The 11,091-nt window shown below is 68.6% G+C and carries 12 protein-coding genes and 1 pseudogene; 8 read left to right on the forward strand and 5 right to left on the reverse strand.

Annotation, left to right across the window (positions count from 1 at the left end):
• Window positions 1–248 precede the first annotated feature (248 nt).
• The 3 genes from ACZ5D2_RS10325 to ACZ5D2_RS10335 all read left to right on the forward strand — a co-directional run bounded on the left by ACZ5D2_RS10325 (window position 249) and on the right by ACZ5D2_RS10335 (window position 2,761).
• Window positions 249–809, forward strand: coding sequence for a hypothetical protein (locus ACZ5D2_RS10325; protein WP_468928543.1), 561 nt, complete (start codon window positions 249–251; stop codon window positions 807–809).
• A gap of 85 nt (window positions 810–894) precedes the next feature.
• Entirely contained in the window at window positions 895–1,950 is a 1,056-nt protein-coding gene (locus ACZ5D2_RS10330) for a transposase (RefSeq protein ID WP_468928545.1), read from the forward strand.
• A 64-nt stretch (window positions 1,951–2,014) separates the two neighbouring features.
• Window positions 2,015–2,761 (forward strand): ExeA family protein, encoded by a 747-nt coding sequence (locus ACZ5D2_RS10335; protein WP_468928547.1) that lies wholly within the window; start codon window positions 2,015–2,017, stop codon window positions 2,759–2,761.
• Window positions 2,762–2,821: 60 nt separating this feature from the next.
• Here ACZ5D2_RS10335 and ACZ5D2_RS10340 read toward each other — a convergent pair whose 3' ends face one another.
• Window positions 2,822–3,208, reverse strand: coding sequence for a Ku protein (locus ACZ5D2_RS10340; protein ID WP_468928549.1), 387 nt, complete (start codon window positions 3,206–3,208; stop codon window positions 2,822–2,824).
• Between the two features lie 40 nt (window positions 3,209–3,248).
• Window positions 3,249–3,437 (reverse strand): annotated as a pseudogene (locus tag ACZ5D2_RS10345) (hypothetical protein); the annotation flags it as partial.
• Between the two features lie 770 nt (window positions 3,438–4,207).
• On the opposite strand from ACZ5D2_RS10345, the gene ACZ5D2_RS10350 reads away from it, so the two are divergent.
• The gene (locus ACZ5D2_RS10350; protein WP_468928551.1) at window positions 4,208–5,197 is read left to right on the forward strand and encodes an IS481 family transposase; all 990 of its coding nucleotides are present in this window, start codon (window positions 4,208–4,210) and stop codon (window positions 5,195–5,197) included.
• Between the two features lie 164 nt (window positions 5,198–5,361).
• Here the strand turns inward: ACZ5D2_RS10350 and ACZ5D2_RS10355 are convergent, their stop codons facing one another.
• The 3 genes from ACZ5D2_RS10355 to ACZ5D2_RS10365 all read right to left on the reverse strand — a co-directional run bounded on the left by ACZ5D2_RS10355 (window position 5,362) and on the right by ACZ5D2_RS10365 (window position 7,388).
• A complete protein-coding gene (locus ACZ5D2_RS10355) occupies window positions 5,362–6,276 on the reverse strand; it encodes a hypothetical protein (protein WP_468928553.1) in 915 nt (304 codons plus the stop codon).
• A 217-nt stretch (window positions 6,277–6,493) separates the two neighbouring features.
• Entirely contained in the window at window positions 6,494–6,958 is a 465-nt protein-coding gene (locus ACZ5D2_RS10360; RefSeq protein ID WP_371681011.1) for a hypothetical protein, read from the reverse strand.
• A 1-nt stretch (window position 6,959) separates the two neighbouring features.
• Entirely contained in the window at window positions 6,960–7,388 is a 429-nt protein-coding gene (locus ACZ5D2_RS10365) for a matrixin family metalloprotease (RefSeq protein ID WP_371681012.1), read from the reverse strand.
• 465 nt (window positions 7,389–7,853) lie between these two features.
• On the opposite strand from ACZ5D2_RS10365, the gene ACZ5D2_RS10370 reads away from it, so the two are divergent.
• From ACZ5D2_RS10370 to ACZ5D2_RS10385, 4 genes are all read left to right on the forward strand, one after another.
• On the forward strand, window positions 7,854–8,159 hold the full coding sequence (locus ACZ5D2_RS10370) for a DUF6247 family protein (RefSeq protein ID WP_468928555.1): 306 nt from the start codon (window positions 7,854–7,856) through the stop codon (window positions 8,157–8,159).
• Window positions 8,160–8,197: 38 nt separating this feature from the next.
• Window positions 8,198–8,410, forward strand: coding sequence for a hypothetical protein (locus tag ACZ5D2_RS10375; RefSeq protein ID WP_468928557.1), 213 nt, complete (start codon window positions 8,198–8,200; stop codon window positions 8,408–8,410).
• Between the two features lie 162 nt (window positions 8,411–8,572).
• Complete coding sequence (locus ACZ5D2_RS10380; RefSeq protein ID WP_468928559.1) at window positions 8,573–9,466, forward strand: hypothetical protein; 894 nt, start codon at window positions 8,573–8,575, stop codon at window positions 9,464–9,466.
• 439 nt (window positions 9,467–9,905) lie between these two features.
• Window positions 9,906–11,000 (forward strand): hypothetical protein, encoded by a 1,095-nt coding sequence (locus ACZ5D2_RS10385; RefSeq protein WP_468928561.1) that lies wholly within the window; start codon window positions 9,906–9,908, stop codon window positions 10,998–11,000.
• Window positions 11,001–11,091: the final 91 nt, after the last annotated feature.

The raw sequence follows: 11,091 nt of genomic DNA on the forward strand, positions 1-11,091 counted from the left end.
TTGAGTGGGCTGCCGTCGTAGGTTCAGCGGTAGGGCTTGGCGTCGTGTTCGTCCTAGGCCAAGACGAAGGTGTCGATGGCCGCGGCCAGTTCGTCGCGGGAGGCGAACTGGCCGCGGCGTAGTAGACATCGGGTCAGGGTGGAGAAGAACAGCTCGTCGGGTAGCCCCAGCGCGCCTCGGACCTGGTGGCGTGAGTCCTCGGGTCGTATGCGATGCTCCGGGCGTCACCACGACAGCGAGGAGTGAACATGCTGGTCACGCTGACTGGAGGTGCCGGGGCGGGAAAGACCACACTGGCTACCGCACTGGCGGCTACGACGCCCCGGGGGCCAGCGCGGGTACTCCACGGTGACGACTACTACTTCCTCACTCCTGAGCAGGGGGTTTGGGAGCCGGATGAATCCGGGGTGCCGCGGTTGGACGTCGGCGATCCCCGGTCGCTGGATTTCACGCGTCTCGCGCACGACACCGACGCCGCGTTGGCCAGCTCGCCCGTTGTCATCGTGGACGGCCTCTTCGCCCGTCATGTCACCCCGCGAACAGCGAACGTGCGGTTCGACAGCTTCGTCGACCTGCCTGCCGACCGGCGCCTGGCCCGGAAGATCCAGCGCGAGTGCCTGCGGGACGGCTTCCCCCTCGACGTCCTCCCGCGCAACTACCTCAACCACCGGCGTGCCGCGCATGAACGGCATGTCGAACCCCTGCGTGGCGGCTGCGACCTGGTCGTCAGCGGCGACCGCCCGGTCGACGACCTTGATCAGCAGGTCTGGACGGCGATCGCAGCCAATGAGCCGATCCACAAGTCTTGACCATTGCTCGTTTCCCGCCCTGGTTCCCGCCTAGCGGCAGGTCACCCCGCGGACGCCGGTCGAGGTCCTGGACCTGGCGGCCGCGTTGAAGAAGGAGAATCCCGCCCGCACGGCCGCGCAGATCCAGCGGATCCTGCGGACCACACAGGGCTGGTCGCCGACCGACCGGACCCTGCAGCGGCACTTCGCTGACGCCGGCCTGACCGGCGCTGGCGGCGAGAAGAGCGTGTTCGGCCGGTTCGAGGCAACCCGCGGCAACGAGCTGTGGACCGGGGACGCGCTCCACGGGCCGAAGATCGGCGGCCGGAAGACTTACTTGTTCGCGTTCATCGACGATCACAGCCGGGCGATCGTGGGTCACCGGTTCGGGTTCGCCGGGGACACCGTCCGCCTGGCCGCGGCCCTGCGGCCCGCGCTGTCTTCCCGCGGGGTCCCGGAGTCGATCTACGTCGACAACGGGTCGGCGTTCGTGGACTCGTGGCTCTTGCGGGCCTGCGCGTCCCTGGCCATCCGGCTCACCCACTCCAAGCCCGGCCGGCCGCAGGGCCGGGGCAAGATCGAACGGTTCTTCCGCACCGTCCGTGACCAGTTCCTGGTCGAGCTCGGTGACGAACGCGCCGGCCGGATTGAGCACCTCACCGAGATGAACAGGCTCTTCACCGCGTGGGTGGAGACGGTCTATCAGCGCACGGTGCACTCGGAGACGGGGCAGCCTCCGATCGAACGGTGGCTGGGTTCGATTCCCCGGCCGCCGCCGCTGCCGCTGCCCAGCCCCGCTGATCTTCGGGAGGCGTTTCTGTGGTCAGAGTTCCGGACCGTGACGAAGACCGCGACGGTCAACCTGCACGGCAACAGCTACGAGGTCGACCCGATGCTGGCCGGAACGAAGGTCGAGCTGGTCTTCGACCCGTTCGACCTGACCGAGATCGAGGTGAGGGCCTCGGGGAAGACGGCGGGCAAAGCACTCCCGCACCGGGTGGGCCGTCACACCCATCCCAAGGTGAGCCCGGAGACACCGCCGGAGCCGGCCCCGCCGACTGGAATCGACTACCTGAAGATCCTCGACGACACGCACCCGGCGAACACCGCCAAGGGCATCAACTACTCGTCCTTGATGGACGACGGGCGGGGACCGCGATGACCGACCGCGTTCAGGGGTACTTCGGGTTCACCCGTGTCCCTTCGGCCGCAACCTGGCCCCGTCCATGCTCCACCAGCACCACTCCCACCGGGAAGCCGCCGCCCGCATCGCGTGGTGCATCAACTACTGGGCGATCGGCGTGGTCACCGGCGAAGTCGGATCCGGCAAGACCGTCGCCCTCAAGGGCGCCGTCGCCTCCCTGGACCCGGCCCGGTTCACGGTCATCTACCAGCCCAACCCCGAGGTCGGCATGCGCGGCCTCTACGACCGCATCGTCACCAGCCTGGGTGGCACCCCCAAGTTCCACCTGTCCGCTCTCGCCACCCAGGCATCCGCCGCCCTGGCCGCCGAGGTCGACGAACGGGGCAGGACGCCGGCCGTCGTGATCGACGAGTCACACCTCCTCGACCACCAGGAGCTGGACGCGATCCGCATGCTCACCAACTACGACATGGACTCCACCACGCCGTTCGCGGTGTTGCTGATCGGCCAGCCCACCCTGCGCGAACGTATGAAGCACGGCGTCCTGGCGGCCCGGGACCAGCGGATCTCTACCAGCTATCAGATGCCCACGATGACGAAAGAGGAGACCGCCAGCTACATCAAGCACCACGTCACGATCGCCGGACGTCAGGACCCCCTGTTCTCCGACGACGCCATCGAACTCATCCACCTCACCAGCCGCGGCCTGCCCCGCTCCGTCAACAACATCGCCTGGCAGTCCCTCATCGCCGCCTTCACCGAGGAGAAGGGCATCGTCGACGAGTCCTCCACCCGCACTGCCATCACCGAGACCCACGCGACAGAGTGAGCACGAAGCCGACACCGTGTTCACGACGACCCCGGCGGCCTGACGGCCGCCGGGGTCGTTTCATCCCATCCCATCGACAACCAGCACGTCGCCTTCATGCTCATCTTCAGCGTCGCTCAACACCCAGCCAGCCTTCGCGCTCGGCCTCGACGATGCGGGCGACGAGGTTGTCGCGGATCTCCTCCAACCAGCCGAGTAGAAGGTGGCGATTCCCGCCTTGCCGGTCTTGGCCAATGCCTGCTCCAGCAGGGCGTAGACCTTCCCGTACTCGGCGCCGCGGGGGGCGAGGTAGTAGGTCTTGTCGAAGAAGATCGGGTCTACCTCTGCCAGGTCGACGAACCCGGCGATGTCCACCGAGCGGGAGCGGCCGGGAGCGATCTCGTACAGCTCTTTCGGCTCGACCAGGACGTACTCGTCGCCAGTTGCCGTAGCCCTTGACGGTGTCATCGAGGTCGACCTCCTTGCCGGTGCGCTCGTTGATCCGCTTGTTGCGGATCCGGTCGGAGGCGCCGCGCTGGAGCTGGTGGAAGTGGGTTGTGCGGCTGTCGGTGGCCGCGTAGAGCCCGACCGGCAGGCTGACCTTCTCTGCCCTACGGAGTCGCCCGACCACCTCGTGAATCCCTGGGTGCTCTGGGCACTGCTTGCTCAAGGTCGCCGGTGGTGGCCTCGGACGCACAGGATCGTGCCTTGTCCTGGGGAATCGGCGGTGGCTGCGGCGGGTGGTACGGCCGTGGTCCAGGCTGCGGGTACGGATGTGTGGACCGGATTCCGGCAGCAGGTGGCGGAGTGGTTCGGCCGTGGGGGGAACGCCCAGCGGGAGAGCGCCGAGCTGGAACGGCTTGGCCAGACCGCGAGCGCGTTGGAGGCCGCGGGGCCGGAGCAGGTAAAGCCATGCTCCGCAGGCCGGCGGCTCGGCCGGACAGGGCGGGATCGCCGCCGGCCGCGACGTGAATGTGAAGGCGGAGCAGGGTTCGATCGCCGCAGCCGTACTTCACGGGGGTGCGAGCATCGGCACCCCTTCCCAGCCGGATCCGGCCCAGGGCTGAACGGACCGGCAACCCAGAGCCCGCCCTCGCCGCCTGCAGGCAGTGATCGACCGGAGGTCGGCACGGTTCACGCCGCCGGCCACAACATGGCGATCGGCATAACCAGCCAGGTCAACACCCAGGCCGCGCCTCGCGAGCCAGCGGCCTGGCCGCACCAGGTAGGCGTGATCCCCTCCCGAGCCCTGACATTCCAGAACCTCGCCGAGGCGACCTGGCTGCGGGCTGCTGTCGCCGGCGGCGGCACGGCGGTGCTGGGCCAGGACCTGACCGGCATGGGCGGGGTCGGCAAGACCCAGCTCGCAGCCGCCTACGCCCGTACCGCCTGGCAGCACGGCAGCCTGGATATAAAACTGCCGGACGTTGGTTACACATGGGTCTCCGATCGTGACGGAGATTTGCCATGCCCCCTTCGCCGCAACAGCAGCGGGACCGCCAGGCCCAGCGACGTCTGGCGGTGCTGCGACACGCCGAGGAGGTCACCGGGAACGTCTCGCTGACCTGCCGGTACTACGGAATCAGCCGAAACTGCTTCTACAAGTGGCAGCGCCGCTACCAGGAGGAAGGGCTCGACGGGCTTCGCGACCGCTCCAGCGCGCCGCACACCAGCCCAAACGCCACCGACGCCGACATCGTGAACAAGATCGTCTACCTCCGGCAGAACTACCACTTCGGCCCGATGAAGATCAAGATGTACCTCAAGCGGTACCACGACATCGACATCGTCTGTTCAGCCGTATACCGCATCCTCAAACGACTGGACCTGAACCGACTGCCCGCCTCTCAGCGCTACAAGCGCCACGACCGGCGCCACACACGCTACGAGAAGCAGCTGCCCGGCAACCGCGTCCAGATCGACGTCAAGTTCATCGAGCCCGTCGGTGCCCCGGCCGCGACGGGCAAGACCCCGGCCCCGGTCACAGGCGAAGCCCCCAAGACCCGCCGCCGGGCCAAGTACTACCAGTTCACCGCAATCGACGACTGCGCCCGGTTGCGGGTCCTGCGGATCTACCCGCGGTGCGACCAGAAGACCGCAGTCCAATTCCTCGATTACGTCCTGGAGCGGCTGCCGTTCCGCGTCGAAGTCATCCAGACGGACAACGGAGCAGAGTTCCAGACCGCCTTCCACTGGCACGTGCTCGACAAGGGCATTGCCCACACCTACATCAAGCCGGCGTCCCCGCACCTCAACGGCAAGGTCGAACGCTCACACCGCATCGACGCCGAGGAGTTCTACCGCATGCTTGCCGGCGTCGTCATCGACGACACCGGCGTGCTGAACGAAAAGCTCCGAGAATGGGAGGACTACTACAACTACCACCGCCCACACGGCGCTCTCGACGGCCGGACACCCTACGAACGCCTCAAGCAGAAGACCCAGGCCCGGATGTAACCAAGCTCCGGCAGACGCACAACAACACCGCCGGGCAGCTCCTGGCCACCTGGTACCAGGACGAGAGGATCCTCAACCGCGAGGGTTTCTTCGTCGCCATCGGCTCATAGCAGCAGCCACCCCTCGTCAGGGCCCGTGCGCAGTCGCGCACGGGCCCTGACTGCCTACTGGCGGCCTGTCGGCCAGATGGCAATGTGGATAATTTCGTGGCCGTCGTCGCCGAAGCCCTGCGGCCGGTATGCCATCGCCGTGTCCCGCTCGATGCGCACCTGGTAGGTTCCCGGTTCCCCGAGCACCAGAGGATCGCTGAAGCGCCCCTCAGGGCCGACGACCACCACCGTCCCTTCACCGGACGATCCCTCTACGACCGTGATCACACACTCGCCGCCCGCCTCCAGAGGCGGCTGCGTGGCAGACGGTTCACCGCTCAGCAGCTGCAGACGGGCCAGAGCCGTGTGCTCAGGCCGCGATGACCAGACGCTGAAGCCACCGTCCGCGGTGCCGGGCCGGCTGGGCTCTGGCAGCCCCGGACGCGCTAGGCCCGGCCGGGCGCCATCGAGTACCTCCAGCCGGTGCCCGGCGACCCGTGCGGCGGCGAGCAGGTGGCGCACCGGAAGAGCCATCGCCGCGGTCCGGGACGGCCCTTGAGCAGTGACCCGGGAGCGCCACAGCTGGATCCGGAAGGACACACCAGTCCGGCGCAGGACACGGGCCTGGTAGTTGCCGGGACCGGCCAGGGGGAAGGCCGCACCGTACGGGCCGCCGGCCAGTGTCCGGAGGATGACCGCACCCTCCGGGTAGTCCTGCGACGCCCGTACCGGAAGGTTCGCCTCTCCGGCGTTCTCCTCGCCGTCCGCGGGGGCCGGCGGCTGACCGCCCCAGAGTTCCAGCCGCACCATCGGGGCGAAACCCATCAGGCCATGGTCGGAGAGAACGGCGAAGGAGTGAGCACCCACGGCAAGGGAGTCCAGCTGCGGATGCCCCAGGTTCTCCTCGCCCTCGCATGCGTGGTCCTGGACACGGATATGGGCGTACTGCGGGTCACCCGACTGAGGAAGGCTGCGGATCAGGTGGGTCATGGACGGGGAGTCTCCCCATGGACTGCCGCGCGGTAGCGCGAATCAGGCCAGCCGCAGTGATCGCCGCGGGAACCGGAGGCACAAGGCGTCCAACGCGAAGCGGCTACGAAGACGCCAGTGACCGGCAGAGGCCTTGACCCATGGGAGCAGCGCACGCCCGGGCTGCGGCCGCCAACGGCGCAGCACGACGTACCTGCCCCTTCAGCCGACCGGGCCTTCACCTGGTCTGCGCGACGGCTTCCGTCCAAGTCGCGATGGACGCGGCGTCCGCTGGACGGGGCTCGGCGTCGTAGAGCTGGGCGGCGCCATCCTCACGCTGGGAGTTGGCGTTGGTGGCCCACATGTACGTCTCGCCCACCGCGTACCGGGCGGCCTCGCCGTCGACGCTCTGGGTGATGACGAGCTCGCCGACGGCGGTGCCTTTGAGGACCTCGGCGACACGGACGAGATAAGTGTCCGAGGGCAGGCCTTCGACGCTGCGGCGGCCCGTGTCCTTCAGGACGGTGCCGGTGAAGACCGCTGTGGCGTGTCGGGCGACGACGGACGGGCTGTTCGTGTCGTAGGCGTAGAGGACATCGCTGGTGGTGTTGGCATCGCGGTACTCGCTCCAGCCGATCCAGCCGCCGGCACCGAGAGCAAGGGCGACGGCCGCCGACACGGCCACCACGGTCTGCTTCTTCATGTCATCCCCACAACTGGTGGTAGGCCTTGCGGTCGAACTCCCGGACGCCGTCGATGCCGAAGCGGGCCGCCGCACTGTTGTCTGTCCACATGACCGAGGCCGCCGTGTCGGCCTTGTGGCAGAAGCCGAGCGCGTGGCCGAGCTCGTGCGTGGCGACCCGGCGCCGGTGGGCGGTGGTGCCCCGGCTGCCCTTGGCGCCGAGGTAGAAGGCGTTCAGCGTGATCGTGTCGGTGCCAGGCCGGCCCGACCATTGGCCCAGGACGCTCTCCCAGTCCCCGCTCCCGCTGTTGATGTCGTTCCACTCCAGGTCGGCGATCTCCGAGACCGTGTCCGGGTGGAACTTCACCCGTGTGAGTGCCCCGGCGCTCCATTGTCCGACCGCGTAGGTGCGTGCGTCGTCGAACTGGGTCTCGTCCTCCCACGCGATCACACTTGTATCGACCGACGATCTGCCCCTGGAGTCCTGACCGGACGGCACACATGCGGCGGGCGCTGCCGCCAGATCAGCCGGGAGCGGCTGAGGGAGGGCAAGCAGGACTGCGGCGACCGTGGTCGCTGCCAGCCCGGGTAAGGAGATAAGCACCCCGGAAGCATACTGAAGGTGACATGCCCTTAACGCTGTGTGGCAATGGTGATGCTGTCCAGCGGTCGCGTTCCCCAACCGGCAGGCGCGGACGGATCAGTGGAACCACCGCGAGCAACTGGGACAGCAGTCGAAAGCCCGAGCCGAGCGGCTTCCAGAGCGCACCAACGATTGCTGACAGCCTCCTTCCACCACTGGCAGGCATGGCGCTCTGACACCCCCAACTCGGCGGCGGAGAACGACAACACGGGAGCCCCTGTGGACTCTTACCGGACCCGGTACCGTGGTCAGAAGCCACACTTGGAGGAGCCCTTGAGCGCCCAGCCCGAATACGCGCCCGCACCGCCCCCGGCCCCCGAGCCCACCGCGGCTGTGGAGCTCCTTGCCCGGGTCCGGAAGGACCCCCGGGCCGCGCAATGGGTGCCGGCGTTCGAGCATGACTGGGCCCAGGCCCTGGAGGCGTCCCGGCACAGCTACAGCCTCACCCCGCTCCACGAGGTCGTCCGCGTTTGGAAGGCCCGTCTGGCATCCGCCTCGGCCGTCGACGCATTCATCGCCTCCGGGCTGGACGACTCCGACGGCATCGGCCTGGAAGACGTCCTGGGCGCGCGTTCATGAGCGGATGGCCGGCCCGCCTCTCCCCACAGGCTGCCAAGGTGCTCACGGCGCTCCCCGATCATGCGGTGGAGATGGTCCGCGATGTCGTGGACCTTGCCTCCCGCGACCCGTGGTCCTTTACGCCTTTCGACAGCCGTGATCCTGAAGGAGAAGACATCCGGTCTGCCACTGTCGGGCAGCTGTCGGTGGTCTACTTCATCAACCGGCCCAGCGGCCGCCTGTACGTCATCGACATCGTCTGGCTCGGCTGACGCCTGGCTGCCCAGTGGTGCCCGGATGGTGCGGCCGCGCGATCGGCTGCGAGGGTGCACAGTGTTTTGCCGCCGCCCGCACCGATACCGCCCTCACACTCCTCCTGGCAGGGCCGCTGAAAACGGATGGCCGGCAGCCTCCCGCCCGGTCATCCTGACCCAATGGGAGACAGAGCCAACGTCATCGTCGTCCGCGAGAACGGTACACATGAGCTGTACCGAACCGGCTGGGCGGTCGGAATCGACCTCGACTTGCTGGAAGGGCCGACGCCGGTTCTCGCCATGCTTCCCGAACTCCGCCAAGACGGCTGGTGGTTGGACGACACCATGGCGCAGGGCGGGATACTGCTCGACCTCGGCCGGAAGGTGCTCCTGTTCTTCGCATGGGAGGGGCCTACCACTGAGCTCCGCCACCGCGCGGCCATGTTCGAGCTGATCCGAGCCGCGTGGCCGGGCTGGGAGGTCCGCTGGCTATACGACGGCTCGGCCGAACTGCGTGAGTACGTCGGGCTGGACCCGGAGTACGTTCGCTGCCGCGATTCGGACCCCTCCTTGGCCCCACTGCTGGCCCCCGGCGACGAGGACTTGGCCGGGCCCGACCCAGGCGGTGTGGTGATCACGGTCGGCACCAGCCACTGCCACGTCGCCTCTGACGCCTTCGGCCACCCAGTCCGCGAGGGAGCCACCCTGCTCAACCGTCTGGCGGACGCCCCCGCGCACGGAGGCTGCCATCTGCACGTCAACTCCGGCATCCACCTCGACCCGGAACGCCGCCACCTGGGCTGGTGGTCCCTCTACTCCTCAGCACAGGCTTACCAAGTACCAGAGTTGTGGCCGGGCTGGACGGTGGAGTTCTGGCATGACAACTGGGAACGGCACGTCAGAGCCAGCGACCGCTTCTCTCCGGCGGCGTTCGACGCCGGAGAGGAAGCCAGAGCCGCAGCGCTCGCCGAGGCCGGGGAGCGCCGGGCTATCCGGGCCGGCAGCCGCGCCCAGGTCACCCGTCTAGGGACCGCGCCGACTCGACCCCAGAGGGGAGGACCGCAACCGGCCTGATCATGGACGACTGGCCGACATCACGCATTCAAGCTCAGGAGTGGTCCATCGCGTCCGAAGACAACGGTCCCCGACCACGAAGGACGGGCGGTGTCCGGCACCACCGGGCTCCTTCCACCCGAGTTCGTGGGCTGCTGTCGGCCGTCATGGACACCGGTGTCACCGAGGACGACCTGGCTGCTTCGCCACCGAGGGCGCGCAGCGGGTGCCGGCATGCCGCGCATCGTGATCACAGGGCTGCTGGACGGCTGACAGGTTCTCCACTGCGGTACTGCGTGGGGTGAGCACCGGCACGCGTTCCGTGCGCCACAGGCCCCGCCGTTTTTCGCCGTGCAGCCTGGGACACCCTCAGGGCCCGGAATCCCCGTGGCACCAGGGCAAAGACTGACGCGGTGTGTCGGGAAGGCCGGCAGGGCGGGCGAAGTCCTACGGTGCGCTCATGTCAGACAAGCTCCCGGCCCGCGTACGGTCCGCTGTGCTGGCCCGGCTGCGCACGGGCCAGAGCGTTCAGGCCGTGGCGGAGGAACTGGGGGTGGCCGTCCGTGAGGTGTTGCGCGGCGCCCGGACGGATACGGCGCTGGCCCTCGCGCTGGCCGGTGTGGACCCGGACAGCGCCGAGGCGGTCGGCATCGCCGGCCGCGCGGACTGCCTGCGGCTGCTGGCCCTGGGAACCTCCCCCAGTCTGGCGTCCCAGATCCTGTTCGACGGAGCCGGTCAGGCCAGCACCTGGCGCGGCGACCAGCCAGCATTCGCTGCCGCATGCGACGCGGTGGCCGCCGCGACCGTGAAGCGGGCGGAACGCCGCCCGTCCCGCTTCACGCCGGAGCGCCGCGGCCAGTTCCTCGAGTACATGCGTGCCGGGATGGCGACGACGAAGGCCGCGGCGGAGGTCGGCATCACGACCGCGGCCGTCTATCAGCGCCGACGCCGCGACGCCGGCTTTGCCGCGGCCATGGACCGGGCTACCGCCAGCCGCATCACCCCGGAACCCGCCAGCGCCGCTGCCACCGAGGCACAGTGGACGGCGTTCTACGAGCACCTCGCTGTCCACGGTGTGCTCCGGCAGGCGGCTCTCGCCGCGGGGATTCGGCCCGAGGCCGTCTACGACCGGCGCCGATCAGACACCGGCTTCGCGAAGCAGACCGACCGGCTGCGTACGCGACGCTCGTCAGGAGACCTTCGAGACAAGACGACGACCCCAGTCGCATGCAGCCTGGTGTCAGGTCTGGCGAGGCGTGAGCCGATCCGGCATTTCACCTGCAGCCCGGCGGATGCCGTCGCCATGCCCGGCATCGTCGAGGAGCCCATGAGCCACTTGGGTGGACCGTCCCTGCGCGTATGGGCCGGACTTCGGGTCGTCCAGTCCGACCTGGATGGGGAGGGGGCCGTCCCTGTGGGTATGGGCCGGCCCCGCTCTACACCCGGATCCGGAGAGCAGGTAGGGACCGTCCCAGCGCGTACGGGCCGAACCCGTGGTGTGGATGGGTTTCGAGTGGTGGTGCGGGACCGTCCCTGCGCGTACGAGCCGGACTAGTGACCTGAGTCAGAGATTCGGTGGCAGTAAGCGGCGACTTTGTCGAGGATCTCGTCGGCGGTCTTCGTCCAGACGAAGGGCCGGGGCTGGT

The organism is Streptomyces sp. NPDC031479, assembly GCF_055581065.1.